This is a genomic window from Streptomyces sp. NPDC031132 (assembly GCF_055570595.1).
The window spans coordinates 206,958-232,213 of record NZ_JBVIGX010000004.1 but is presented as its reverse complement, the minus strand read 5'-3'; the positions used below and the strand labels follow the sequence as shown (position 1 = coordinate 232,213).

Below are 25,256 nucleotides of genomic sequence, written 5' to 3'. Positions count from 1 at the left end.
AGAGGACAACTGCCACGTAAGGGGAAGCCATGACAGCGACGACCGACGGCGCCGGTACCCCCGGCGCCGACCCGGGTTCCACCACGCCGGACACGGTGCAGGGTGCGCAGGAGGCCGCGGTGCGGGCCACCCGGCACCTGCTGGCCCGCCAGGACGCGGCCGGGTGGTGGAAGGGCGACCTGCAGACCAACGTCACGATGGACGCCGAGGACCTGCTGCTGCGGCAGTTCCTCGGGATCCGGGACGAGGCGACCACGCAGGCCGCCGCCCTGTTCATCCGGGGCGAGCAGCGCGAGGACGGCACCTGGGCCACCTTCCACGGCGGGCCCCCCGAACTCTCCGCCACCATCGAGGCGTACGTCGCCCTGCGGCTCGCCGGCGATGCGCCCGACGCCCCGCACATGGCCCGCGCCTCGGCCTGGGTCCGGGCCCACGGCGGGATCGCCGCCGCCCGCGTCTTCACCCGGATCTGGCTGGCCCTGTTCGGCTGGTGGAGCTGGGACCGCCTGCCCGAACTCCCGCCCGAGCTGGTCTTCCTGCCACCCTGGGTGCCGCTGAACATCTACGACTTCGGCTGCTGGGCCCGCCAGACCATCGTGCCGCTGACCGTGGTCTCCGCCAAGCGCCCCGTGCGCCCGGCCCCGTTCGCCCTCGACGAGCTGCACACCGACGCGCGGCGGCCGTATCCTCCCGTCAATCGCGCGGCCCCGCTGGCGAGTTGGGAGGGCCTCTTCCAGCGGATGGACAAGGCCCTGCACGTCTACCGGCGGTTCGCCCCGCGCCGGCTGCGCAAGGCCGCGATGGACACCGCGGCCCGCTGGATCATCGAGCGCCAGGAGAACGACGGCTGCTGGGGCGGGATCCAGCCACCCGCCGTGTACTCCGTCATCGCCCTGCACCTGCTCGGGTACGACCTCGCGCACCCGGTGATGCGGGCCGGGCTGGAGTCCCTGGACCGGTTCGCGGTGTGGCGCGAGGACGGCGCCCGGATGGTCGAGGCCTGCCAGTCCCCGGTCTGGGACACCTGCCTCGCCGCCATCGCCCTGGCCGACGCGGGCCTGGCGCCCGACCACCCGGCCCTGGTGAAGGCCGCCGACTGGATGCTCGGCGAGGAGATCGTCCGCACCGGCGACTGGGCGGTCCGCAGGCCCGGACTCGCCCCCGGCGGCTGGGCGTTCGAGTTCCACAACGACACCTACCCCGACATCGACGACACCGCCGAGGTGGTCCTCGCGCTGCGCAGGATCCGGCACCCGGAGCCGGCCAGGGTGGAGGCGGCCATCGCCCGCGGGGTCTCATGGAACCTCGGCATGCAGTCCGGGAACGGGGCCTGGGGCGCCTTCGACGCCGACAACACCAGCCCCTTCCCGAACCGGCTGCCGTTCTGCGACTTCGGCGAGGTCATCGACCCGCCGTCGGCCGACGTCACCGCCCACGTGGTGGAGATGCTCGCCGTCGAGGGCAAGGCCGCAGACCCGCGGACCCGGCGCGGCATCGCCTGGCTGCTCGCCGAACAGGAGCCCTCCGGCGCCTGGTTCGGCCGCTGGGGCACCAACTACGTGTACGGCACCGGGTCGGTGGTCCCGGCCCTGACGGCCGCGGGCTTCGACCCGGCGCATCCCGCGATCCGGCGGGCCGTGCGCTGGCTGGAATCCGTACAGAACGAGGACGGCGGGTGGGGCGAGGACCAGCGCTCGTACAAGGACCCGGAGTGGGCCGGGAAGGGGGCCTCGACCGCCTCGCAGACCGCCTGGGCGCTCATGGCGCTGCTCTCGGCGGGGGAGCGGGACGGCAAGGCCGTCGAGCGGGGCGTCGGGTACCTGGTGGAGACCCAGCGGGAGGACGGCTCCTGGGACGAGCCGTACTTCACCGGCACCGGCTTCCCCTGGGACTTCTCCATCAACTACCACCTGTACCGGCAGGTGTTCCCGCTCACCGCGCTCGGCCGCTACCTGTACGGGGAACCCTTCGCGCACGGGGAGGCCTGATGGCCGCCGCCGCCGACCGGGCCGACGGGCCCGGGCCGCCCGAGCCGCCGCCGCCCGCCGGGCCGCCCGCGCCGCTGCTGGTCGCCTGCGCCCTGCGCATCGAGCAGGCCGCCCTGCGCAGCGGCGGCGGCCGCGGGGCGGCCCGCCCCGAACCGGGCTACGCCGTCCTGCGTACGGGCATGGGCCCGCGCGCCGCCGAACGGGCCGTCGGCCGGGCGCTCGCCGAGCCGGGGCTGCACCGGGCCCCCGTCCTCGCCACCGGGTTCTGCGCCGGGTTGGTACCCGGCATGAGCCCCGGCGACCTCGTCGTCGCCGAAGAGACCCGGGACCCGCGGGGCACCGTCGCCTGCGCCGGCACCGCCCTGCTCGCCGAGGCACTGGCCCGGGCCGCTCCCGGCCGGACCGTGCACACCGGCGCACTGACCGGATCCGACCACGTCGTCCGCGGCCAGGAACGCGCCCAGCTGCGCGCCACCGGCGCCATCGCGGTCGACATGGAGTCCGCGGCCACCCTGTGGACGGCCACCCGGGCCGCCGCAGATGGCTGGAACCGTCCGGTTGCGGCCGTCCGGGTGATCGTGGACGCTCCGGAGCACGAGCTCGTCCGTATCGGCACGTTCCGCGGTGGAATATCGGCCTTCCGCGTATTGCGTGCCGTACTGCCCGCGTTTCATGACTGGCACCGTTCTTTGCTGCTCCCCAGGAGGTGAGCCAGATGGCCATGCCACTGCGACAGTCCATCAGGGTCGGGACGTATCTTCTCGAACAGAAGCTCCGCAAGCGTGAGAAGTTCCCGCTGATCGTCGAGCTGGAACCGCTCTACGCCTGCAACCTGGCCTGCGAGGGGTGCGGGAAGATCCAGCACCCGGCCGGTGTGCTCAAGCAGCGCATGCCGGTCGCCCAGGCCGTCGGCGCCGTCCTGGAGTCCGGCGCACCCATGGTGTCCATCGCGGGCGGCGAGCCCCTGATGCACCCGCAGATCGACGAGATCGTGCGGCAGTTGGTGGCCAAGCGGAAGTACGTCTTCCTGTGCACCAATGCGATGCTGCTGCGCAAGAAGATCGAGAAGTTCACCCCGTCCCCGTACTTCGCCTTCGCCGTGCACATCGACGGGCTGCGCGAACGGCACGACGAGTCGGTCGCCAAGGAAGGCGTCTTCGACGAGGCGGTCGCCGCCATCAAGGAGGCGAAGCGGCGCGGGTTCCGGGTCACCACCAACTCCACCTTCTTCAACACCGACACCCCGCAGACGATCATCGAGGTGCTCAACTACCTCAATGACGACCTCAAGGTCGACGAAATGATGATCTCGCCCGCCTATGCCTACGAAAAGGCCCCTGACCAGGAGCACTTCCTCGGTGTCGAACAGACCAGGGAGCTCTTCAAGAAGGCCTTCGCGGGCGGAAACCGGCGTCGCTGGCGGCTCAACCACTCCCCGCTCTTCCTCGACTTCCTGGAAGGCAAGGTGGATTTCCCCTGCACCGCCTGGGCGATTCCCAATTACTCCCTCTTCGGCTGGCAGCGCCCCTGCTATCTGATGAGCGACGGCTACGTGCCGACGTACCGGGAACTGATCGAGGAGACCGACTGGAGCAAGTACGGCCGCGGAAAGGACCCGCGCTGCGCGAATTGCATGGCGCACTGCGGCTACGAGCCGACCGCCGTCCTCGCCACCATGGGCTCCCTCAAGGAGTCCCTGCGCGCGGCCCGGGAGACCATCGGCGGCAACCGGGAGAAGCAGTGACCGGCTTCGACCTCCGCGCCCTGCTCGACGAGCGGGGCGGGGAACGGTACGAGCTGCACACCAAGCACCTCAACCACCAGCTGCCGCGGATGCTGCACACGATCGGCTTCGACAAGGTCTACGTACGGGCCGAGGGCGCGCACTTCTGGGACGCCGACGGCAACGACTACCTGGACATGCTGGCCGGGTTCGGCGTCATGGGCCTGGGCCGCCACCATCCGGTGGTCCGCCAGGCCCTGCACGACGTCCTGGACGCGCAGCTCGCCGACCTCACCCGGTTCGACTGCCAGCCGCTGCCCGGGCTGCTGGCGGAGAAGCTGCTCTCGTACAGCCCGCACCTGGAGCGGGTCTTCTTCGGCAACAGCGGCACCGAGGCCGTGGAGACCGCCCTGAAGTTCGCCCGGTACGCCACCGGGCGAACGAGGGTTCTCTATTGCGACCACGCCTTCCACGGGCTGACCGCGGGCTCGCTCTCGGTCAACGGGGAGGGCGGGTTCCGGGACGGCTTCGCGCCGCTGCTGCCCGATACGAAGATCGCCCTCGGGGACCTGGCCGCCCTCGAGCGGGAGCTGAAGCGGGGCGACGTCGCCGCCTTCGTCGTCGAGCCGATCCAGGGCAAGGGCGTGCTCGCGGCCCCGCCCGGATTCCTGCTCGCGGCGCAGGAGCTGCTGCACCGGCACAAGGCCCTGCTCATCGCGGACGAGGTGCAGACGGGGCTCGGCCGGACCGGCGATTTCTACGCGTACCAGCACGAGCCGGGCGTGGAACCGGACCTGGTGTGCGTGGCGAAGGCCCTGTCGGGCGGCTATGTGCCGGTCGGCGCGACCCTCGGCAAGGAATGGATCTTCCGAAAGGTCTATTCGTCCATGGACCGGGTGCTGGTGCACTCCGCCAGCTTCGGATCCAACGCGCAGGCGATGGCGGCCGGGCTCGCGGTGCTCTCCGTCATGGAGGACGAGTCGGTGGTCGCGCACGCCCGCGCGATGGGCGACCTGCTGCGCGGCCGGCTCGCCGCGCTCGTGGACGAGTACGAGCTGCTCCACGAGGTACGGGGGCGCGGCCTGATGATCGGCATCGAGTTCGGGCGGCCGTCCTCGCTGGGGCTGCGCAGCCGGTGGACCATGCTCCAGGCGGCCCGCAAGGGGCTCTTCGCCCAGATGGTCGTGGTGCCGCTCCTGCAGAAGCACCGGATCCTGACGCAGGTCTCCGGCGACCATCTGGAGGTCATCAAGCTCATCCCGCCGCTGGTCGTGGACGAGGGGGACGTCGACCGGTTCGTCGGCGCCTTCCGCGCGGTCATGGACGAGGCGCACGGCGGGGGCGCTCTGATGTGGGACTTCGGCAGGACGCTGGTGAAGCAGGCCGTCGCCGGCGGCTGACGGCCTGCTCCACGGCAGGTCCGGGCGGTCAGTCGAGCAGCTGCTCCCGCAGCCGGCCGAGGGTCTCGGGCGTGAGTCCGAGACCCTCGGCGAGGTACCGGTCGACCCCGCCCCAGTGCTCGTCGATGGTGTCGAAGGCGGCCGTCAGGTACTCGGCGCGGGCGTCGAAGAGCGGCGCGAGCAGCTCCATCACCTCGGGGGAGCGGGCCTCGGGCCCCCCGCTGGTCCGGCGCACCCGGTAGCGGCGGTGCGGGGCGTTGGACTCCAGGTAGTCCGCCACGATCGCCTCGCGCCCGACGCCCAGCGCGAGCAGGGTGACGGCGATCGACAGGCCGGCCCGGTCCTTGCCGGCCGCGCAGTGCATGAGTGCCGGAACGCTGTCCTCGGCGAGGGCGCGAACGACCCGGCCGTGCTCGGCGGTGCGGTGCTTGATCATCGAGCGGTACGAGTCGGTCATCCGGGCGGCGCCCTTCCCCTCGCCCAGGATTCCGCGGAGCTGCTCGAGGTCGCCGTCGCGGACCATCTTCCAGAATTCCTTGCCGTCGGCCGGATCCGACAGCGGGATGTTGACGTTCAGCACGCCGGGAAGCTCGACGTCGAGTCCCTCCAGGGCGTGGTCCGCGTTGTTGCGGAAGTCGAAAATCGTGTGGAGGCCGAGCGATGCGAGGAATTCTGCATCGGTTTCGGTGGCATGTGCCAGATGTCCGCTACGGAACAGTTTTCCCGGCTTGACCCTCCGCCCGTCGGTGGTCGGCAGTCCGCCCACGTCACGGAAGTTGCGCACTCCGGCCAGCTCCGGCTCCGGTAGGGGCTCCGTCCGCGGGTGCTGGGGTATCTGCTGGGTCACGGGAACTCCTCCGCGTCGTCGTGGGATGTCCGAATTACGCTACTTGGGACCAACTTGCCATCACCGGAGGCGAGATCGGGCGCAGCCCCGTGAGCCAGATCATACGGTGACCGTGAGTGCCTGATCGTCAAAGTCGAATGGCCCGGCCGGAGCGGTTGTTGGCGGCGGGGAATGGACGCAGGGTGACCGGAATTCCCTCGAACTCCCCGGATTGTGAATCCGTCGGGAAATTCGTGGCTTGTTCGGTGCGGCTCAACTCGATTACCTTCGCGATCGATCCGGATGGACCGCCGAATCCTGCCGCCGTCCGGAAACCGCACCCGACTATTCACGCGCGCGGCAGGAGCGGGGGAACCAGGTAAGCCGCTGTTCCCGATCTTCGTATCGGCGCAGCTCGGGGTGAAGCCGTACATGTTCCGCTCATGTGCCGCCGGACATCTCCAGTCCGAACCCGACAGCTCACCTCGCAGGCGACGGAGAGGAATTCGCCATGCCTGCAAAGGGTAAGCACCGCCGTCCCAAGTCCCGTTCCGTGGTGCGCGGCTTCGCCGTCGCAGGCTCCGGTGGCGCGGCCCTCGCGCTGCCGCTGCTGGGTGCCGCCGGCGCCCATGCGGCCGGTGCCCCGGCCGCCGCACCCGCCGCGGCTCCCGTGCAGGCCCCGCAGGTTCCGGCGGCGCTGCAGGCCGCGCCCGCCGCTGTCGCGCAGGGCTCGCCGGCCACTTCGGCCGTCTACACGGTCGTGCCGGGCGACTACCTCTCCAAGATCGCCCAGGAGCGCCACCTCTCGGGCGGCTGGCAGCAGCTGTACGCCGACAACCGCGAGGCCGTCGGCACCAACCCGTCGCTGATCCACCCCGGGCTGAAGCTGACCCTCGGTGCGCGGGGCGAGGCGGCCCCGGCCGCGCCGGCTCCGGCCGAGGAGTCCGCTCCGGCCCCGGCGAAGAAGTCCTCGGCCCACCACCCCGCCTCGGACCCGGCCCCGTCCTCGGACCGCAAGGACTCCGCAGAGGCCGCGCCGGCCCCCGCCGCCCCCGCGGCCGCTGCCGCCGCCGCGCCCGCCAAGAAGAGCACCGCCGCCAAGTCCGCCGCCGGTACGGTCACCGCCGCCGGCTTCGTCGCCCCCGTCGGCGGCGGGATATCGACCCAGTACAAGACCCCCGGCGCCATGTGGTCCAGCGGCTACCACACCGGTGTCGACTTCATCGCGAGCTCCGGCACCACCGTCCGCGCCGTGGGTGCGGGCACCGTGGTCTCCGCCGGCTGGGCCGGCGCGTACGGCAACGAGGTCGTCATCCGGCACGCGGACGGCAAGTACTCCCAGTACGGCCACCTGTCCCAGCTCTCCGTCTCGGCCGGCCAGAGCGTCACCGGCGGCCAGACCATCGGCCTCTCCGGCTCCACCGGCAACTCGACCGGCCCGCACCTGCACTTCGAGATCCGCACCGGGCCGTCCTACGGCTCGGACATCGACCCGCTGGCCTACCTCCGCACCAAGGGCGTGAGCATCTGACGGCTCCCGCCGTCGGAGAGAGGCAACCGGACCCGTGAGGCCGGGACCCGAGGGGGGTCCCGGCCTCACGCGCTGTCGTTCCGTACCGACCAGGTGGTAGAGATCACGGTCCGTCAACCCCTGCCTACGGTGGCGTAGGTCACGTGCCGCGGTGAAAGATGTGTTCTCGTGGCAGCGACGAAGACGACACTCAAAACCATCGGCTCGTACGCGGCGATCGGGGACAGCTTCACCGAGGGGGTGGGGGACCCGGGGCCCGGCGAGACCTTTCTCGGCTGGGCGGACCGGCTGGCCGTACTCCTGGCCGATCAGCGCGAGGAACACGAATTCCGGTACGCGAACCTGGCCGTGCGGGGGCGCCTCCTCGACCAGATCGTGGCCGAACAGGTCCCCCGGGCCAAGGAGCTCGCACCGGACCTGGTGAGCTTCTGCGCCGGCGGCAACGACATCATCCGGCCCGGCAGCGACCCGGACGACGTGGCGGAGCGGTTCGAGGCGGCCGTCGCCGACCTGACCGGAGCCGTCGGCCAGGTCATGATCACCACCGGCTTCGACACCCGCGGCGTGCCGGTCCTCAAGCACCTCCGGGGCAAGGTGGCCACGTACAGCGCCCATGTGCGCGCCATCGCCGACCGCTACGACTGCCCGGTGCTCGACCTCTGGTCGCTGAAGTCCGTACAGGACCGGCGCGCTTGGGACGACGACCGGCTGCACCTCTCGCCCGAGGGACACACCCGGGTCGCGCTGCGCGCCGCCCAGGTGCTGGGGCTCGAGGTGCCGGCCGACCCCGACCAGCCGTGGCCGCCGCAACAGCCGCGCGGCTCGGTGGACGTGACCCGGGACAACATCCAGTGGGCGCGGGAACACCTGGTGCCGTGGATCGGGCGCAGGCTGCGCGGGGAGTCCTCCGGGGACCACGTGGAGGCGAAGCGTCCGGACCTGCTGCCGCTGTAGCCGGGCGGAGCAGGGGAGCGGGACAGGGGCAGGAGGACGAGGACGCGCGGCGGAATCCTTCGGGACCGGTGCGCGTTGGCATGGTGATAGACCGGAAACCTGTACGGCCTTTCACACCCGTCCGCCCCACCCTCCCAGGAGGCGCTTTGACCGGCTCCCGTCCCCTGCGTCCACGGCTGCGCGCCCTGCGGCCCGAAGCTTTCGGCGCGGATGCGTCCGGCGCACGCCTGGAGCGGATCCACCGCTCGCCGAACTTCGCCGACGGGGTCTTCCAGAACCCGGTCGGGGCCCGGACCAGGCCCTCCGGCTCCATGCTGGAGTTCGCCAAGATCTACTTCCACAAGGAGCAGCGGATCCGGCGGAACCCCGGAGCTCCCGTCCCGGTCTACCCGACGACCCTCGCCGAGCTGGCGAAGCCGCCGGTCAGCGGCTTGCGCCTGACCTGGATGGGGCACTCCGGCGTGCTCGCGGAGATCGACGGTCGGCGGGTGCTGTTCGACCCGGTGTGGGGTGAGCGGTGCTCCCCCTTCCCGTTCGCCGGGCCCAAGCGGCTGCACCCCGTACCCGTACCGCTGGCCTCGCTGGGGCCGGTCGACGTCGTGGTGATCTCGCACGACCACTACGACCACCTCGACCTGCCGACCATCAAGGAGCTGGCCGGTACGGACACGGTCTTCGCCGTCCCGCTCGGGGTCGGCGCCCACCTGGAGCGCTGGGGGGTGTCGCCGGACCGGCTGCGCGAGCTCGACTGGAACGAGGGCACCGAGGTCGCGGGGCTCTCGCTGACGGCCACCCCGGCCCGGCACTTCTGCGGGCGCGGCCTGCGCAACCAGCAGAGCACCCTGTGGGCCTCCTGGGTCGTCGCGGGTGACGAGCACCGGATCTTCCACAGCGGCGACACCGGCTACTTCCCCGGGTTCGGGGAGATCGGCGCCGAGCACGGCCCCTTCGACGCCACGATGATCCAGATCGGGGCCTACTCGGAGTACTGGCCCGACATCCACATGACCCCCGAGGAGGGCATGCGCGCCCACCTCGACCTCCAGGGCGGGATCCCGCACGGCACGATGCTGCCGATCCACTGGGGCACCTTCAACCTGGCCCCGCACCCGTGGGACGAGCCCGGCGAGGGCACCGTGGCCGCGGCCGAGGCCACCGGGGCGGCGATCGCGCTGCCGATCCCGGGCCAGCCGTTCGAGCCGGGCGATGCCGACGCCCCGAGCGAGCCGTGGTGGCGCCCGTTCGTCGCGTCGCCCCCGCCCGTGCCCCTCACGCCGTCCCGCGCCGTCGCGACCGCACGGCCGCCGGCCGTGGCGCACGAGGAACCGGAGGCCGTCGGCTCATAGGGCGTCCGCGGGCGCGGCTCCGGAGCAGCCGCAGGCCCGGGGGTGGTGCGTCGCGTACGGCGGCTGCGAACGTACGCCCCCGGCGGATTCGGGCTGTCGTACGAGCGCTCCATCGGGAGCGGGAAGCAGCCCGGTCAAGTTCCCCAACTGGCTGTCAGGGGCGGGATCGTGCGGTCTAGCGTGGGTATCCGGTGATCAACACCGGGCCCCGGAACCCCTGGGGGCCCGGGCCCCACGTAGAGGACGCCGATGTCCGGACTCCGCGCCGCCCGCCACGCCCCGTCGAGACACGCCGTCACCGGTCCCGGCCGGCAGATACGCCCCCAGCTGGTCCGCGCCTCCCTGCTGCCGACGCTCGCCGCAGCGCTCAGCGGAGCCGCCGCGGTGATCTTCACGCTGCAGCTCGGCGGAGGCGCGGGGGAGCGGGACGCCCGCCTGTGGCCGGTCCTGGCCGGCTGCGCCCTGCTCGTCGTCGGCGCGCTGGCCGCCGCCCTGCTCGGGGCCCAGCGCTCCGCCAAGGCCGTCCGCGACCGCTGCGAGGCCCTGCGCCGCTCCAGCGTGCGCGGCCGCCAGGAGCTTCGGACCGCCGCCGAGCGGCTGGAGCGGGGCGAGCCGCCGGTCCGCCCGGTCCGCGGCGGCCCGACGGGCCCGCCGCCGGGCAGCGACCCGGACCGGGTGGACGAGTTCTGGCTGCTCTCCCAGGAGCTGCGCGGCGCCCGCGAGCAGGCGCACACCACCCTCGTACGGCTGGCCGGCCCGGCCGCGCCGTCCGACAGCGACCGGAAGGTCGAGGTCTTCGTCAACCTCGCGCGCCGGCTCCAGTCACTCGTGCACCGGGAGATCTCGCTGCTCGACGAGCTCGAGGACACGGTCGAGGACCCCGAACTCCTCAGGGAGCTCTTCCACGTCGACCACCTCGCCACCCGGATCCGCCGGCACGCCGAGAACCTGGCCGTGCTGGGCGGCGCCGCCTCCCGGCGCCAGTGGACGCGGCCCATCGACCTGAGCGAGGTGCTGCGCTCCTCCGTCGCGGAGGTCGAGCAGTACACGCGGGTCAAGGTGGTGCCCCCGGCGGGCGGCACCGTACGCGGCCACGCCGTCGCCGACGTGGTGCACCTGCTGGCCGAACTGGTCGAGAACGCCACGGTGTTCTCCGCCCCCGACACCGACGTGGTGGTGCGTGCCGAGCGGGTCACCGCGGGCATCGCCGTCGAGGTGGAGGACCGCGGGCTGGGCATGCCCGCCGCGGAGCAGCACCGGATGAACGCGCTGCTCGTCGACCCCGACCAGATCAGCGTCCGGCACCTGCTGGCGGACGGGCGGATCGGCCTGTTCGTCGTCTCGGCGCTGGCCCGCCGGCACGGGATCGCCGTCGAGCTCAAGTCCAACATCTACGGCGGTGTCCTCGCCGTGCTCGTGCTGCCGCAGGAACTGCTGGGGGCGGAGGCGCCCAGCGCCGCCGACGCGCTCGGGGGCTCCCGGGCCACCTCGTGGGGGACCGGGGAGGGGGGCGGCATGCCCCCGCTGGAGCCCGTACGGGTGGCCGTGCCACAGCCGAAGCCGGAGCGGCAGGTGCCCCCGGAGCCCGAGCCGCAGCGCCGGCCGGAGCGGCAGCCGCGCCGCGATCCGGTCCCGCGGCGGGAGCCGCAGCAACAGCCACCGCGGGAGCCCGCGCCGACAGCCGCGCGGCCGCCGCAGGCCCCACCGACGTGGGCGGCCGCGCCCGCGCCGCACCCGGACCCGCACACGCGGACCGGGGCGGTGCGGCAGGAGGCGGAGCGCCGGGGGCCGAGGGAGACGACGGCCGCCGAGACGACCCTCGACCTGGGCCTGGATTTGGGTCTGGACGTGACCCAGGGCCGGACCCCGGGCGTGGGCCCGGCAGCGGGGACCTCCGCGGGGCCCCTGGCGACGGGGTCGGCGGCGCGGGCATCGACGGCCCCGGCCATGGGGTCGGCCGCCGGGTCGGCCACGGCGCCGGCCGGCCGCGAGCCCGCGCCCCCGGCACCCGTCCGGGCCCCCCTTCCGGCCCCGGTGCCGGCTCCCCCGGCCCCGTCGCCCGCGCCCGTCACGGTGTCCGTACCGGCCGCCCGGACGGACCCGGACCGGCCGCCGCTGCCCCGCCGCCGGGCCCAGCACCACCTCGCCCCGCAGTTGCGGGACGCCCCCGCACCGCGGCGGGCCGACGCACCCGAACAACCCGTGCACGACCCGGGCCTGATGGCCGCCTTCCAACGGGGCTTCGGCCTCGCCCAGTCGGAGAACCAGCCATGACCCCGACCTCTCACCTCAGCAAGGAGCGCACCACCATGGGCGGCGAAGCGGCGACGAAGACCAGTCGGCTCTCGGATCTCGACTGGCTGCTCAGCGGCCTGGTCCAGCGGGTCCCCTACACGCGCAGCGCGGTCCTCCTCACCGCGGACGGCCTCGTCACCTGTGTCCACGGCCTCGACAACGACAGCGCCGACCACCTGGCGGCACTGGCGTCCGGGCTGTACTCGCTCGGGCGGAGCGCCGGATCCCGGTTCGGGGACGGCGCGGAGGTCCGGCAGGTCGTGGTCGAGCTCGACTCCGCGCTCGTGTTCGTCTCGGCCGCCGGGGCGGGCACCTGCCTGGCGGTCCTGGCCGACCGGGAAGCCGATGCGGGCGTGCTCGGCTACGAGATGGCGATGCTGGTCAAGAGCGTCCGACCGTACCTGGCGGCCCCGCCGCGGCGGCCCGCCGGCGACCCGGAGTGATGCGCGCCGCCCGCGCCACGCACGGCACGGGGGTCCCGCGCGACACGCCCTGGCTCGACGACTCGGCAGGCCGGGTGATGCGCCCGTACACGGCCAGCGGCGGGCGGACCCGGTCCGCCGTCGCACTCGACCTGCTGTCCCAGGTGACCGCGACGGGGGTGCGCCCGCGCGGGCCCCTCGGCACGGAGCACACCCTGGCGCTGCGCCTGTGCGCGGGCTCCGCGGCCGTCACCGTCGCCGAGGTGGCCGGACAGCTGCGGCTGCCGGCGGTGGTGGTGAAGGTGCTTTTGTCCGACCTGATGGAATACGGGGCCGTCACGGCGCAGGCGCCGCGGTTCCCGGGCGGCGAATACCTCGCCGCCGACGACCAGAACCTGCTCCGGGCGGTGCTCGATGGCCTACGCCGACGACTGTGACACCCGTCCCGTGCCCGTCCTGCCCGCGACGCTGAAGATCCTGGTCGCGGGCGGGTTCGGGGCGGGCAAGACGACCTTCGTGGGCGCGGTGAGCGAGATCGAACCGCTGTGTACGGAGGAGCTGCTCAGCGGGCTGAGCGAGGGCCCCGACCCGCTCGACGGGATCGAGGCGAAGACGTCGACGACCGTCGCCCTCGACTTCGGCCGGATCACCCTGGACGAGCGGCACGTGCTGTACCTCTTCGGCACGCCGGGGCAGCAGCGCTTCTGGTTCCTGTGGGAGGAGCTGTGCGCGGGCGCGCTCGGCGCGGTGGTGCTCGCGGACACCCGCCGGCTCGCCGACTGCTTCGCGGCCGTGGACTTCTTCGAGCGGCGCGGCATCGGGTTCATCGTCGCCGTCAACGAGTTCGACGAAGGCCACCGCTACACGGCCGAGGAGGTCCGCGAGGCGGTGGGTCTCGGGCCCGAGGTCCCCGTCGTACGGTGCGACGCGCGGCTGCCGAGCTCCGGGACGGGGACCCTGGCCGCGCTGGTCCACCACCTGCTCTTCACGGCGGCGACGGAAAGGTCGGCGAAGTCGGCCAAGTCAGCGATTTCAGCACATTCTTGGGATGGGGGGAACCCGTGATGACGTACTACGAGTCGACCGGACACCTGCTGCTCACGCCGGTGGACCGGGAGGCACCCGCACGCACCGTCCGGCTGCGCGAACTGGGCCTGGGGGAACGGGCGGACACGGAACTCGACGCCTTCGCACGGCAGATCGCCGACGTACTGGAGGCCCCGTACGCAGGGGTCAACTTCATCGGCGAGGAACGGCAGTTCTTCGCCGGTCTGCACCACGCTCCCGACGCCGCCGCGAGCGGGTACCCGGCCCGGGTGCTGCCCCGGGACCACGGGTACTGCCCGCACGTGGTGGTGCGGCGGCGGGCGCTGGCGCTGGAGGACGTACGGGACTTCGCGCGCTTCGCGGGCAACGCGGTGGTGGACGAGAGCGGGGTGCGCTCGTACCTGGGGGCGCCGCTGACGGACCGGCAGGGGATCGTCCTCGGCACCGTGTGCGCCGTGGACCTGGAGCCGCGCAAGTGGGGGACGGCGGGACTGGCGACCGTCAAATCCCTGGCCGCGGAGCTGCTGGAGATCATCCACGCACGCGAGGACGGCCTGCGGGCGGGCTGACGGCGTACGGGGGCGCCGCGGCCCGGGAGCGGCTGTCGGTGCCGGGCGCTACGGTCGACGAGATCAGCCCGAAGCCCGACCGGTGGCCGGAGAGGAGTCGCGGGATGGCCGTGACCGCCGAGGACGTCCGTACGACCGCGCTGTCGCTCCCCGACAGCAGCGAGAAGCTCGCCTGGGGCATGCCCACGTTCCGGGTGGGCGGGAAGATGTTCGCCGCCCTCGGCGAGGACGACGCCTCGATCGGGGTGAAGTGCCCGAAGGAGGACCGCGCGGAGCTGATCGCCGCCGAGCCGGAGAAGTTCTTCCTCCGGGAGGGCCACGACGAAAACTACGCCTGGCTCCGCGTCCGCCTGGCGGCGGTGGAGGGCGCCGCCGAGCTGCGCGCGATCCTGGTCGACTCGTGGCTCCAGGCGGCCCCCGAACGCCTGGCTGCCGCCCATCCGGAACTGGCAGGGGACTGACGGGGGGCCTGACCCGGGCCTGCCCGGTGCCTCACCGGAGGAAGGCGCTGATCCGCTCGCGGAGGGAATGGGGGTCCAGGCCGTGCGCGGCGGTGTGCTCCTCGAGCGTGCCGTAGCGGCGGAGCTCGGCGCGCCCGACGCCGAGGCCGAGGACCCGGTGCGGGACGTCCGAGAGGGCCTGGGCCGCGGCTGCGGTGGAGGTGCCGGCCAGGTACGGCTCGACGAGGACGACGTCGGTCGTGGCGCGGCCGACGGCCTCGCGCAGAGCCGCATCGTCGAAGGGCCGGACGGTGGTGGCGTACAGCACGGTCACGTCCAGCCCCGCCGTCGCGGCGAGGACGTTGTCCAGCAGCGGGCCGACCGCGACGACGACACCGGCCCCGTCACTGCCCTCCCGTACGGTCCGCAGGCGCAGGCCGTCGACCGGGCGCGGGGCGGCGTTCGACTGCTGGGAGAGCCGGACGTACACCTTGTCGTCCCCGGCGGCGTAGGCGTGGCGCAGCAGCGCCTCGGCCTCGTCCGGGTGCCCCGGCACGTGGACCGTCCAGCCGTCGAGGGTGTCCATCAGGGCCACGTCACCCGGCGCCATGTGGGTGAACCCGCCGGCCGGCCAGTCGTGGCTGGCGTTCGCGCTGACCAGGACCCCGCCCGTGCCCTGGTGCCCGAAGTCCAGCTTGACCTGCTCGAAGGGCCGCTCCACCAGGAAGCTGGCGAAGGTGTGCATGATCGGCCGCAGCCCGGTGAGGGCCAGCCCGCCGCCGACTCCGACGAGCAGCTGCTCCCTGATCCCCACGTTGATCACCCGCCCCGGGTGGCGCTGCTGGTCGGGCCGGAACCCGTCCATGGTGATCTCGGCGAGCACGAGCGCAAGCCGAGGATCCTCGTCGAGCGCGCGCGACGTGACGGAGACGAACCGCTCCCGCATGGTGTCCACGATCAACCCCTCTACTGCTTCTTCTCGACACGGGCGATGACGGCGTGGGGCCGGCCCGGATGCGGTGTGGTGAAGGCGGCGTGCAGCGCCGCGTGGTCCCGGCCGTCGACGGTCACCGCCGACCATCCGGCGACCTCGAAGCGGGAGGCGATCCCGCCGTGCCAGCCGTGGGTGGCGGAGTCGTTGTCGATCACGACGGTGTGCAGCTGCTCCAGCCCGGCCGCGCCGGCGTAGGCGAGGGCCTCGTGGTTGCTGCCCTCGTCGAGCTCGGCGTCACCGATCAGCACCCAAACCGCCGGCTCGTCCAGCCCCTGCGCCTGCAGCCCGAGCGCACTGCCGACGGCCAGCGGCAGCCCGTGCCCGAGCGAGCCGCTGCTGATCTCCACGCCGGGGATCAGGGTGCGGTCCGGGTGGTGGCCGAGGGGGGAGTCGTACGAACCGAAGCCGCCCAGCCAGTCCACCGGGAAGAACCCCTTGGCGGCGAGTACGGCGTAGTACGCCATCGGCCCGTGCCCCTTGGAGAGCAGGAACCGGTCCCGCCCGGGCTCCTCGGCGCTCGCCGGCCCGACGCGGAGCACCCGGTCGTAGAGCACCCAGAGCACGTCGAGGGTGGAGGTGGCGGCGGGCCCGTGCTTCTCGGCCCCGGTCATGAGCGCCATGAGCCGGCTCAGATCCTCGTAGCGGAACCCCGTGTCCGCGGTTGCCTGTGTCATGCACCGATCGTGCAACCTCAAGTCAGGTTGAGGTCAAGCGCCTCCTCGCCATGACCCGGCCCCGAGAAAGCTGCGCGCGACCACCCCGCGAAGTGCGGTATTGTTCTCCTGCGCGTTCAACCAGGGGAAACCCCAGGTCAGCGGGCATCGGGACGTGGCGCAGCTTGGTAGCGCACTTGACTGGGGGTCAAGGGGTCGCAGGTTCAAATCCTGTCGTCCCGACCAGCGTTTACGCAGGTCGGAGGCCGTTCTCTCACACATGAGAGGACGGCCTTTTCCATGCCCGGAATGCTGGTGGTCGCATTGTGGTCGCACGCCCGCTTTGGGGTTGGTTGGCGGTGGGGTGGAAGCCGGTTGGGGCGGGGGAGCGGAGCCGGTGGAGTGCTTCGCGGAGGTGCCGGATGCGGTCGCCTGGTGGTCGCAGCCGTTCCAGCCAGGCCCGTCGGTCGTTTCGCTTCTGGGCCCGGGTGAGGGTGTGGTCACATCGAACGGATTGACGCCTCGTACGACGCAGGCGTGCTGACCGTTCGCATCCCGGTCGCCGAGGAGGCCAAGCCGCGGAAGATCCAGATCAACGGCGGCGGCGTACCGAAGTCGATCTCCGGCTGATCGGGCGGACCGGTGGACCGGCGCCGGATCCACATGCCAGTACGTCAGCTGCGCGGCGCGGCCCTGGGGCTGTCGACGTCCCCGGGCCGCGTCGAGCGCCGCCAGATGTACACGGCCACCGCCATCGTGAGGATCAGGCCCGCCAGGATGAGCAACTCGATGCCCTGAACGCTCCACTTGAAGGTTTTGCCCGCCTCGGCCGTCACGATGAGCACCTTGCGGATACCCGCAATCAGACCGACGACGAGGAACGGTTCGGCGTCCAGTGTCTGGTTCCTGATGGTGAGCCGGACGGTGTGCAGGAGTTCGGCCACGATGAACAGCACCAGGCCGTTGTCGAGCGCGGACAGCACGATCGCCTGCTCGTCGTACGGGCCTCTGATGGAGCTCACGACATCACCGACGACCCCGATGGTCAGCAGCACGGCGAGCAGGATGAGAAGTGCCGCGACGACCAGGTGGATGCCGTCCTCGGCCGTCTGCAGAATGCTCTGCAATCGATGGCTTCCGGACCTTCGGGAAATGGTCGGCACATACAGAATGCTAGGCCCGGGGCTCCTGACCTGCCTGACGACTCCTGCGGTCGCACCCCGCCACGACCCGGCGAAGAATGGGCGTGTACGGGCAAATCGACTACGGCGGGCTGCACGCCGGCATCATGTCGCTCGCCGGACGGGATGATCCCTGTGACGACCTCACCCTTTGGGTCCGGCGACCCGTTTTCCGATCTTTTCAGCCGCTTCTTCGGTACGAGCCCGGCGTCCTCGCCGCCGGCCGTCCAGCGTGTGCCCATAGGCCGACTCCTCAGCGATTCCTCGCGCGAGCTGCTGGCAGCGGCCGGCGAACGCGCGGCCCAGGACGGGGCCGATCTCGACACCGTGCACCTGCTGTGGGCCGTCACGCAGCTGCCGGCTTCCCGGCAACTGCTCGAACATGCCGGGGTGGAACCCGACCGCCTCGCCGAGAGCCTGGAGCAGAGCCTTCCCACCAGCACCGGTGACGGGGATCCCGCGCTCACCCCGGCGGCGAAGCGCGCCCTGCTCGCCGCCCACGCGCGTTCCCAGGCGGCCGGCGCCTCGTACATCGGCCCCGAGCACATTCTGGCCGCGCTGACGGACGACACCCGTGGCGCTCTCGCGGGGACGCTGAGATCCGAGGGCATGTCGCCCGGCGCGCTGAGCGGCGCCGGAGGAAACGTCCCCGGCGGCGGCCGGGACGCGGCTGCCGCCGGACACAGCGACACCCCGACCCTCGACGAATACGGGCGCGACCTCACCGCGGAGGCCCGCAGCGGACGTCTCGATCCCGTGGTCGGCCGGGCGGAGGAGATCGAGCAGACCGTGGAGGTCCTCTCGCGGCGGACCAAGAACAACCCCGTACTCATCGGCGATCCCGGCGTCGGCAAGACCGCCATCGTCGAGGGACTGGCGCAGCGGATCGTCGCCGGAGAGGTTCCCAAGGCGCTGCGGGACCGCCGCGTCGTGGGCCTCGACCTGGCCGGCCTGGTCGCCGGGTCCAAGTACCGGGGCGAGTTCGAGGAGCGGCTGAAGAAGGTCATCGACGAGGTGACCGAGGCCGACCGGAGCATCATCCTGTTCATCGACGAACTGCACACGGTCGCCGGTGCCGGCGGTGGCGGCGAGGGGGCCATGGACGCGGGGAACATCCTCAAGCCGGCGCTCGCCCGCGGAGACCTCAGCGTGGTCGGTGCCACGACCATCAACGAGTACCGCAAGTACATCGAGAAGGACGCCGCCCTCGAACGCCGCTTCCAGCCGGTCATGGTGCCCGAACCCACCGTGGACGAGACCGTCGAGATCCTGCGCGGCCTGCGCGACTCCTACGAGGCCCACCACCAGGTCCGCTTCACGGACGAGGCGCTCGACGCCGCTGCCTCTCTGTCCGACCGGTTCATCACCGACCGCTTCCTGCCCGACAAGGCCATCGACCTCATGGACCAGGCAGGGGCCCGGGTGGGGCTGCGCAGTCTCGGCGGTCCGTCCGGGACGGACGAGGTGGAGGACCGCCTCACCAAGCTGCGCCGGGAGAAGGACGAAGCCGTCAGCAGCGAGGACTACGAGCGCGCGGGCCGGCTCAAGGAGCAGATCCAGCAGGCGGAACAGGAACTCGCCGCAGCCGGGCAGGCGCGTGAGCAGACCGGGAGCGTCACCGCCGAGGACATCGCCGACGTGCTCTCCGCCCGCACCGGCATTCCCGTCTCCCAGCTCACCCAGACCGAGCGCCAACGGCTCACCAAGCTGGAAGAGGCCCTCCACGAGCGTGTGGTCGGCCAGGACGAGGCGGTCACGGCAGTGGCCCAGGCCGTACGCCGCGGCAGGGCGGGCATGGGAGACCCGGAACGCCCCACCGGCAGCTTCCTCTTCCTCGGTCCCACCGGCGTCGGCAAGACCGAACTGGCCAAGGCCCTCGCGGACCTGCTCTTCGGAGACGCCGACCGGATGGTCCGCTTCGACATGAGCGAATTCCAGGAGAAGCACACCGTCTCCCGGCTCATCGGATCCCCGCCCGGCTACGTCGGATACGACGAGGCGGGGCAGCTCACCGAGGCCGTCCGCCGCAAGCCGTACAGCGTCGTACTCTTCGACGAGGTCGAAAAGGCCCACCCCGACGTCTTCAACCTGCTGCTCCAAGTGCTGGACGACGGACGGCTCACCGACGCCCAGGGGCGCACCGTCGACTTCCGCCACTCCGTGGTCATCATGACGAGCAACATCGCCTCCAAGCGCATCCTGGACCACCACGGCGCGGTCGACGACATCAGGGACGAGCTGATGGCCGAACTCCAGGCCCACTTCCGGCCCGAGTTCCTCAACCGCATCGACGAGATCATCGTCTTCCACGCCCTCACCCGAGCAAACCTCGTGCACATCGTCGACCTCCTGCTGGAACGCAGCCGGCGCAGACTCCACGCCCAGCAGATCGGCCTCGACGTCACCGAGACCGCAAAGGAATGGCTGGCCAACCGCGGCTACCACCCCGAGTTCGGGGCCCGGCCCCTGCGCCGCACCATCCAAACGGAACTCGACAACCGCCTGTCGAACATGCTGCTCGACGGCAGGCTCAACCCGGGCGACACGGTCGTGGCGGACGTCAGGGACGGCGAACTGACAGTGACCCTCCGAGAGAACGAGCCCGGAGAGGCTGACGAGGAGGCCGTGGAGGACACCCCTTGAGGCGCTTTCAGGGTGTGATGAGGAGCCGTTCGACGAGGTCGTCGCGGAGGGTGAATGCGTAGCGCAGGTCGACGGCGCCACCGGGGAAGTTGCCTTCGAGGCGGTGCGTGGCGGTGTAATGCGTCGCGTCGGTCTGCTGCGCACCGGTGAGTCCGATGGTGAGGTGACTTCGGTGGCGGACTGGCTCCGCCACCGCTCGATCGCGGCGGTGCCCTCGTAGGTGCTGCCGTCATCGGTGGCGGTGGCGGTGGCGGTGGGAGTGGGGGTGAGCACGGTGGCGGTGTCGCGGGCGCGGTGGGCTTGGAGGCCGGTGATGGTCTCGGGCAGGCGTCGGGCGCGATGTCGTGGAGGTGGTTCTCGTGCATGGCGGTCCTCGGGCTGGTGCCGGGTTCAGACGGTGGAGGTGGTGCCGCCATGGATGACGTGCCGCGTTCATCGGCGCGGCCTACTGGTTCACCTCCTCCACCTCCTTCGCGAACCCCGCGCTCACCATCGGCCGGGCCTTCACCGAGTCCTTCGCAGGAATCGCGCCCGCCTCCGTCCCCCCTTCATCGCCGCCCGGCTCCTCGGCGCCGCCGTCGGCCTGGGCCTGCTCGCCCTCGCCACCGTCTCCGCCGCCCGCTGAACTCTGGAGCCGCTGCCGTGAATCCGTCCCCCGTGCGCCTGTCGGTGCTGTTCGTCCGCCCCGGCCGACACCGTCAACCCCGCGGTGGTCGAGGCCATGAAGGAGGTCGGCGTGGACATCTCCGCCGAGACGCCCAAGGTGCTGACCGTGGAGGCCGTTCAGGCGTCCGACGTCGTGATCACCATGGGCTGCGGCGACGCCTGCCCGTACTTCCCCGGTAAGCGATACCTCGACCGGACCCTCGAGGACCCCGCCGGGTAGGGCGTCGCCGCCGTCCGCCCGATCCGCGACCAGATCCGGGAAAGGGGTTCGCGGCCTGCTCGACGGGCGCGACGGGGGCTTGCCGTCACGCTCCCTGGGCGGCTTCGTCGGCGCCGGCTCGGGGCCGTGTGAAGTACCACGCGTCCTTGGGGCGCGCGGGGTCATGGCTTTTGGAGCCGGGAGCCGGTTCCAGGTGGGGTATGTACTTGGAGCAGTGGATGTAGGCCTCCTCGACGCTCAGTTGGACCCACATCTCAGGGCTACGGCCGGGCGCGATGTCCGTGGGCAGACCGGGATGGAGGCCGCGCAGACCGCTGTCGGTGTAGAGCCGGGCCACGCCGTTGACATGAAGGCCCACGTGGTGGTGGGTGAAGTCCACGAACAGCATGCCCAGATGCGGGTTCTCCGCCATGTTGCCGGCGCTGGCGAGCACACCGTTTCCGTGGAACTCGGGGTAGGCGAGCGTGTGGTCGTCGATGACGTGGACGAACCCCGGCGGCCCGGAACGGAAGCTGGCATCGCACTCTCCACGGGAGTCGGCCGTGGCCAGGAAGACCATGGCCTGGCGGCTGACGAAGTCACGCATCTCGGGTGTGAGGCAGGGGCGTACCTGCTGGTCGTAGAACCGGGCGGCGCGGTCGGCGGTGCCGAGTTGCTGCTGCAGCCGGTGTTCGCCTGCGGATCCGAAGGGCGGAGTTGACAAGGTCACGGGGGTGTTCTCCAGGCAGGACGGACCAAGGGCTTGACTCAGGGAAGAGACAGTACGGGCGTCTCGAACGGGTCGTGGTGGATGTGGTCGGGCGAGGTGCCGCCCAGCGTGAGTGCCTCGCCGGCGGAGACGACCATCGGGGCCGGACCGCTCAGATAGGCGTCGTGGTCGTACCACGGCCCGAACTCGGCCAGTACGTGCGGCAGGGACCCCCGCAGGCCGGGGATGTACTCGTGGGAGACCGCGCCCCTGATGGTCAGCCAGTGGTACCGCTGGGCCATCCGGAGCATGTCGTCGACCCCGTACAGCTCGTCCCCGGTACGGGCGCCGAGGAACAGGTCGACCTGGTGGCGTTCTCCGCGACGGGCCACCTCTTCGACGAGCGCGCGGATCGGGGCGAGGCCGGTGCCGCCGGCGACGAAGAGCAGGTTGCTGAAGGTGGCGGAGTCCAGGACCATGTCCCCCATCGGGGGCCCCAGCCGGATGACGCTTCCCACCGCCGCCCGGTGCACCAGCGCGCTGCTGACCGAGCCGCCGGCCACCGCTCGCACGTGAAAGGTGAGGGTGTTGTCCTCGCGGGGCGCGTTGGCGGGGGAGTAGTAGCGCCACTGCTTCGGCCACCACGGGGTCTCCACGCTCACGTACTGCCCGGCGGCGTACTCGTACGTCGTGTGGGGACGTACGGTGATCTCGGCAATGCCGTGTCCGCGCGAGATGCGGTGCACGACCGTGGCGGGCCACACGGCGGGCCGTACCGCCGCGTCCTGCTCGGCAGCACTGATCATGACTTGGGCGACTGCACCGTACGCCTTCGTCCATGCGGCGGCGGTCTCCGCCGTCCACGCGGGGCCGGCGTAGCGGGCCAGAGAGGCGAGGAGACACTCGCCGACGGCCGGGAAGTGCGCGCTGAGGGTGCCGAACTTGCGGTGATCACGTCCGAGGTGTCCGCAGAAGCGCACCAGGCTCTCGGCGTCATCGACCAGCTCCACGATGCGCAGGAGCGCACGCAGCAGGCGCCCCCGCTGGGCATCCATTCCCGGCGGGAACATCGGACGGACCTCGGGGTGGCGGGCGAAGAGGATCGCGTAGAAATAGACCGTCATGTCTGCGGCGAAGGGCTCGACCACCGCGACGGAGGCGCGTATGAGGTCGATCTCGTGGGCCGACAGAGGTGACTCGGCGACCTCCGGCTCCGCTGTCGGGCGGACCGGATTCGCGGCGGGTGCCCCATCTTCCGCAGACGGGTACGCGGAGGTGTCGCTCGGACGCCCGAGCCGGAACCTCAAGGCGCTCCTCCGTCCGCCATCCGAGATGGCTCGCCGGCTGACCACCGGGTGGCTGCGGTCCCGGGGCCACGCCCTCGCAGCACGCTGGGGGCGGGGTCTCCAGGGAACTCCCGGCTCTGGGGAGCGGCGATCGGGGCGTCGGCATCGGCGAACATGAGTCCTCTTCAGGGCGCGGCAGCGGTGAAACGGATCAAACGGCTCCGGACGCTACATGACCATGCAGGTGACTCAGAAGTAGCTTGGGGATATGGCCGAAGGGTCCATTCCGGACAGTTCTGCCGGTATGCCACAGGCGTCGGAGCGGCCCGTGACTGCTCCGGGAATCGGGCGCCCGGCAGCCAAGTCGGCAGCCAAGTCGGCAGCCAAGTCGGCAGCCAAGTCGGCTGCCGTCGGCGCCCCCTTGGGAGCTCAATCCCGGTGGGGTTGATCGGTGATGGCGGGTAGGGTCTGGCCGTCGGTGGTGATCACGGGGACGGACGGGGCGGGCATGGAACGGGCCAAGGCGTCGGCGGAGTGGGTGGAGCTCGTGGGGGATCGGGTGCGGCTCGAGCCGCTCGAGCTCCGGCACCACGACGGGTTGTGCGAGGCGGTCCGCGACGGCAGCCTGTGGGAGCTCGCGGTGACGCTCGTCCCGCACCCGGATGACGTCCGCGGTTTCATCGAGGACGCGAGGGCCGCCCGGGCCGAGGGCACGCAGATCCCGTACGCAACGGTGGACGCGGCGACCGGGCGGGTCATCGGCTCGACGCGGCTGATGATGATCAACACCGCGCAGCGGCGGCTCGAGATCGGCTGGACCTTCCTCGCGGAGTCCTGGCAGCGGACCGGCATGAACACCGAGGCGAAGCTGCTGATGCTGACCCATGCCTTCGAGGTGATGGGGATGAACCGGGTCGAGCTGCTGACGGACGTGCGGAACGCGAAGTCCCGGACGGCGATTTCCCGGCTGGGCGCGACGCACGAGGGTGTGCTGCGCCACCACATGGTCATGCGGGACGGCTGGATACGCGACACGGCGGTGTACAGCATCACCCGGCCGGAATGGCCGCAGGCGAAACAAGCGCTGGAGGCGCGCGTGACGGGCCGCCCCGCGAACCGGAGCCACGAAGGCGAGACGGCGCGGGCTGCTGCCGAGGGGCTCACGGAGTGCAGGTGCGGTAGCGCTCGGGGCTGATCCGGCCCGAAGTCCCGGTCGTCACGCCGGTCCGGGGGCACGGACGTGCCGTCGGCGGCGTGGGCGATCCCGAAGTCCGGGACGCGCGGCCCGCCGCGGTGAGACTGCGGAGGCCGTTCTCCCCTGCGTGGGAGGACGGCCTCTTCGCGTTCCCGGTGTGGGAGGGGTCAGGCGCGGATCTCGAAGCCCTCCAAGGCCTCGGGCTGTTCCTCGTGGAGCTGGACACGGGTCACGTCGGCGCCGCTCGGGCCTCGGTGGGCCCAGTCGAGCATGCGGGCGACGGCGGTCGCGGGTCCCTCGAACGCCGCCTCGACGGTCCCGTCCGGGAGGTTGCGCACCCAGCCGGCCACGCCCAGGTCGAGGGCGGTGCGGCGGCAGGTGTCGCGGAAGAAGACGCCCTGCACCACGCCGTGGACGATCACTCGGCTGCGCACTCGTTCCATGGGCCGACCATAGCCGGGAGGGCGCCGATCGGCACGGACCGTGCTCGGCCCGTCACGGAATGCTGCTCCCGGAAATCTTCACGCGGTGAAAGTGGAGGGGGTACCTCCCGTTACATCCCCGCCCGATGCGGGGATCGCGGCCTCTGCGAGTGATGCGGGTTTGGGTGGGTTTGGGCTGCGGAGGTGATGAGGCGTTTTGTTTTGTTACTCGATCTTGTGGAGAACCCGTGACGATCCGTCGAATCAATCGGAAAGCCCGCCGGGTGAACGGTCACCTGGCGCCAGAGAGGGCGTCAACGCGGTTGGCCCGGTGACCCGTTCGCGTGCTTACATCTGCCCACCGAAGTGAGTTCGGGAGTGGTCGGGCCGCCTTGTCGCAGACCGCCCACGCCATTTGAGAAACATTCAGACAACCGAAGGGTGCGCACATCATGCGTAACGACATCGAGACCCGTGAGATCGCCGACGACGAACTGGACGCGGTTTCCGGCGGTGTCAGCATTTCCGGTGGCCTCCTCGGCGCCGTCACCGGCGACGTCTTCCACGTCGTGAACACCGTGACCTCGCTGAACACCGTCCACGGCGCGCTGGCCCTGCCCGGCCAGGTCGAGGGCATCGTCGGCGTTCGCGCCGGTGTCGCCGGCCTCTGAGCCGAGCCGGCCAGCAGCACCCGTGAACCCCGGGACGTCATCGTTCCGGGGTTCACGGGTGCCCGTTTCGAGAACGCAGAATGCAGGACGCAGAAA

At 71.7% G+C, this 25,256-nt stretch carries 24 protein-coding genes, 1 tRNA gene, 3 pseudogenes and 1 riboswitch; of the genes and pseudogenes, 20 read left to right on the top strand and 8 right to left on the bottom strand.

The features are described 5' to 3' along the window. Positions 1 to 29 precede the first annotated feature (29 nt). Genes shc through ACZ49B_RS08665 form a run of 4 tightly spaced genes read left to right on the top strand, consistent with a single transcriptional unit; the run spans position 30 to position 5,111 of the window. Positions 30 to 1,988: a squalene--hopene cyclase gene (gene shc / locus ACZ49B_RS08680; protein ID WP_468302072.1), complete on the top strand. Its 1,959-nt coding sequence runs from the start codon at positions 30 to 32 to the stop codon at positions 1,986 to 1,988. Then, positions 1,988 to 2,698, top strand: a complete 711-nt coding sequence (locus tag ACZ49B_RS08675; RefSeq protein WP_468302069.1) for a phosphorylase family protein — start codon at positions 1,988 to 1,990, stop codon at positions 2,696 to 2,698. Before shc ends, ACZ49B_RS08675 begins: the two co-directional genes overlap by 1 nt. 5 nt (positions 2,699 to 2,703) lie before the next feature. Next, positions 2,704 to 3,732: an adenosyl-hopene transferase HpnH gene (hpnH, locus tag ACZ49B_RS08670; protein WP_468302066.1), complete on the top strand. Its 1,029-nt coding sequence runs from the start codon at positions 2,704 to 2,706 to the stop codon at positions 3,730 to 3,732. Next, positions 3,729 to 5,111, top strand: a complete 1,383-nt coding sequence (locus tag ACZ49B_RS08665) for an aspartate aminotransferase family protein (protein WP_468302064.1) — start codon at positions 3,729 to 3,731, stop codon at positions 5,109 to 5,111. The genes hpnH and ACZ49B_RS08665 overlap by 4 nt, the downstream gene beginning before the upstream one ends. 28 nt (positions 5,112 to 5,139) lie before the next feature. Here ACZ49B_RS08665 and ACZ49B_RS08660 read toward each other — a convergent pair whose 3' ends face one another. Further along, a complete protein-coding gene (locus tag ACZ49B_RS08660; protein ID WP_468302061.1) occupies positions 5,140 to 5,958 on the bottom strand; it encodes a tyrosine-protein phosphatase in 819 nt (272 codons plus the stop codon). Positions 5,959 to 6,269: 311 nt separating this feature from the next. After that, a riboswitch (cyclic di-AMP (ydaO/yuaA leader) is annotated at positions 6,270 to 6,446 on the top strand. Between the two features lie 2 nt (positions 6,447 to 6,448). Here ACZ49B_RS08660 and ACZ49B_RS08655 point away from each other — a divergent pair. From ACZ49B_RS08655 to ACZ49B_RS08615, 9 genes are all read left to right on the top strand, one after another. Then, positions 6,449 to 7,468 carry a M23 family metallopeptidase gene (locus tag ACZ49B_RS08655; protein ID WP_468302058.1) on the top strand — a complete coding sequence of 340 codons (1,020 nt, stop codon included), beginning with the start codon at positions 6,449 to 6,451 and terminating at the stop codon, positions 7,466 to 7,468. 168 nt (positions 7,469 to 7,636) lie between these two features. Further along, positions 7,637 to 8,422, top strand: coding sequence for an SGNH/GDSL hydrolase family protein (locus ACZ49B_RS08650; protein ID WP_352211164.1), 786 nt, complete (start codon positions 7,637 to 7,639; stop codon positions 8,420 to 8,422). Positions 8,423 to 8,568: 146 nt separating this feature from the next. Beyond that, positions 8,569 to 9,768 (top strand): MBL fold metallo-hydrolase, encoded by a 1,200-nt coding sequence (locus ACZ49B_RS08645; RefSeq protein WP_468302055.1) that lies wholly within the window; start codon positions 8,569 to 8,571, stop codon positions 9,766 to 9,768. Positions 9,769 to 10,017: 249 nt separating this feature from the next. Beyond that, the gene (locus ACZ49B_RS08640) at positions 10,018 to 12,042 is read left to right on the top strand and encodes a sensor histidine kinase (protein WP_468302052.1); all 2,025 of its coding nucleotides are present in this window, start codon (positions 10,018 to 10,020) and stop codon (positions 12,040 to 12,042) included. Positions 12,043 to 12,077: 35 nt separating this feature from the next. Further along, positions 12,078 to 12,506, top strand: a complete 429-nt coding sequence (locus ACZ49B_RS08635; protein WP_468302466.1) for a roadblock/LC7 domain-containing protein — start codon at positions 12,078 to 12,080, stop codon at positions 12,504 to 12,506. Further along, a complete protein-coding gene (locus tag ACZ49B_RS08630) occupies positions 12,506 to 12,922 on the top strand; it encodes a DUF742 domain-containing protein (protein WP_468302049.1) in 417 nt (138 codons plus the stop codon). The genes ACZ49B_RS08635 and ACZ49B_RS08630 overlap by 1 nt, the downstream gene beginning before the upstream one ends. Then, positions 12,900 to 13,550, top strand: a complete 651-nt coding sequence (locus ACZ49B_RS08625; protein ID WP_468302046.1) for a GTP-binding protein — start codon at positions 12,900 to 12,902, stop codon at positions 13,548 to 13,550. Before ACZ49B_RS08630 ends, ACZ49B_RS08625 begins: the two co-directional genes overlap by 23 nt. Then, complete coding sequence (locus ACZ49B_RS08620; protein WP_468302043.1) at positions 13,550 to 14,101, top strand: GAF domain-containing protein; 552 nt, start codon at positions 13,550 to 13,552, stop codon at positions 14,099 to 14,101. The genes ACZ49B_RS08625 and ACZ49B_RS08620 overlap by 1 nt, the downstream gene beginning before the upstream one ends. Before the next feature lie 104 nt (positions 14,102 to 14,205). Then, entirely contained in the window at positions 14,206 to 14,562 is a 357-nt protein-coding gene (locus ACZ49B_RS08615) for an MmcQ/YjbR family DNA-binding protein (RefSeq protein ID WP_468302040.1), read from the top strand. A 31-nt stretch (positions 14,563 to 14,593) separates the two neighbouring features. On the opposite strand, the gene ACZ49B_RS08610 is transcribed toward ACZ49B_RS08615, so the two are convergent. Together ACZ49B_RS08610 and ACZ49B_RS08605 are read right to left on the bottom strand one after the other, a co-directional pair. Then, entirely contained in the window at positions 14,594 to 15,496 is a 903-nt protein-coding gene (locus tag ACZ49B_RS08610; RefSeq protein ID WP_468302038.1) for a transketolase family protein, read from the bottom strand. A gap of 11 nt (positions 15,497 to 15,507) precedes the next feature. Next, positions 15,508 to 16,209 carry a transketolase gene (locus tag ACZ49B_RS08605; protein WP_468302035.1) on the bottom strand — a complete coding sequence of 234 codons (702 nt, stop codon included), beginning with the start codon at positions 16,207 to 16,209 and terminating at the stop codon, positions 15,508 to 15,510. Between the two features lie 148 nt (positions 16,210 to 16,357). On the opposite strand from ACZ49B_RS08605, the gene ACZ49B_RS08600 reads away from it, so the two are divergent. After that, a tRNA-Pro gene (locus ACZ49B_RS08600) sits at positions 16,358 to 16,434 on the top strand. Between the two features lie 261 nt (positions 16,435 to 16,695). Continuing rightward, a pseudogene (locus tag ACZ49B_RS08595) lies at positions 16,696 to 16,818 on the top strand (Hsp20/alpha crystallin family protein); the annotation flags it as partial. A gap of 44 nt (positions 16,819 to 16,862) precedes the next feature. On the opposite strand, the gene ACZ49B_RS08590 reads toward ACZ49B_RS08595, so the two are convergent. Continuing rightward, complete coding sequence (locus ACZ49B_RS08590) at positions 16,863 to 17,315, bottom strand: phosphate-starvation-inducible PsiE family protein (protein WP_468302032.1); 453 nt, start codon at positions 17,313 to 17,315, stop codon at positions 16,863 to 16,865. A 180-nt stretch (positions 17,316 to 17,495) separates the two neighbouring features. Here ACZ49B_RS08590 and ACZ49B_RS08585 point away from each other — a divergent pair, with 180 nt between their 5' ends. Beyond that, the gene (locus ACZ49B_RS08585; protein WP_468302029.1) at positions 17,496 to 20,012 is read left to right on the top strand and encodes an ATP-dependent Clp protease ATP-binding subunit; all 2,517 of its coding nucleotides are present in this window, start codon (positions 17,496 to 17,498) and stop codon (positions 20,010 to 20,012) included. Between the two features lie 7 nt (positions 20,013 to 20,019). Here the strand turns inward: ACZ49B_RS08585 and ACZ49B_RS08580 are convergent, their stop codons facing one another. Continuing rightward, positions 20,020 to 20,205, bottom strand: coding sequence for a hypothetical protein (locus ACZ49B_RS08580; protein ID WP_468302026.1), 186 nt, complete (start codon positions 20,203 to 20,205; stop codon positions 20,020 to 20,022). 232 nt (positions 20,206 to 20,437) lie between these two features. Here ACZ49B_RS08580 and ACZ49B_RS08575 point away from each other — a divergent pair. Both ACZ49B_RS08575 and ACZ49B_RS08570 read left to right on the top strand, forming a co-directional pair. Next, positions 20,438 to 20,637 (top strand): annotated as a pseudogene (locus ACZ49B_RS08575) (hypothetical protein); the annotation flags it as partial. 42 nt (positions 20,638 to 20,679) lie between these two features. After that, positions 20,680 to 20,895 (top strand): annotated as a pseudogene (locus tag ACZ49B_RS08570) (arsenate reductase/protein-tyrosine-phosphatase family protein); the annotation flags it as partial. 88 nt (positions 20,896 to 20,983) lie between these two features. On the opposite strand, the gene ACZ49B_RS08565 reads toward ACZ49B_RS08570, so the two are convergent. Further along, positions 20,984 to 21,607, bottom strand: a complete 624-nt coding sequence (locus ACZ49B_RS08565; RefSeq protein WP_468302023.1) for a pyridoxamine 5'-phosphate oxidase family protein — start codon at positions 21,605 to 21,607, stop codon at positions 20,984 to 20,986. Positions 21,608 to 21,645: 38 nt separating this feature from the next. Further along, the gene (locus ACZ49B_RS08560) at positions 21,646 to 22,893 is read right to left on the bottom strand and encodes a globin domain-containing protein (protein WP_468302021.1); all 1,248 of its coding nucleotides are present in this window, start codon (positions 22,891 to 22,893) and stop codon (positions 21,646 to 21,648) included. A gap of 433 nt (positions 22,894 to 23,326) precedes the next feature. Here ACZ49B_RS08560 and ACZ49B_RS08555 point away from each other — a divergent pair, with 433 nt between their 5' ends. Beyond that, the gene (locus tag ACZ49B_RS08555) at positions 23,327 to 24,067 is read left to right on the top strand and encodes a GNAT family N-acetyltransferase (RefSeq protein WP_468302018.1); all 741 of its coding nucleotides are present in this window, start codon (positions 23,327 to 23,329) and stop codon (positions 24,065 to 24,067) included. A gap of 167 nt (positions 24,068 to 24,234) precedes the next feature. Here ACZ49B_RS08555 and ACZ49B_RS08550 read toward each other — a convergent pair whose 3' ends face one another. Then, positions 24,235 to 24,510, bottom strand: coding sequence for an acylphosphatase (locus ACZ49B_RS08550; RefSeq protein ID WP_468302015.1), 276 nt, complete (start codon positions 24,508 to 24,510; stop codon positions 24,235 to 24,237). A gap of 431 nt (positions 24,511 to 24,941) precedes the next feature. On the opposite strand from ACZ49B_RS08550, the gene ACZ49B_RS08545 reads away from it, so the two are divergent. Continuing rightward, positions 24,942 to 25,160 carry a hypothetical protein gene (locus ACZ49B_RS08545; RefSeq protein ID WP_468302012.1) on the top strand — a complete coding sequence of 73 codons (219 nt, stop codon included), beginning with the start codon at positions 24,942 to 24,944 and terminating at the stop codon, positions 25,158 to 25,160. Positions 25,161 to 25,256: the final 96 nt, after the last annotated feature.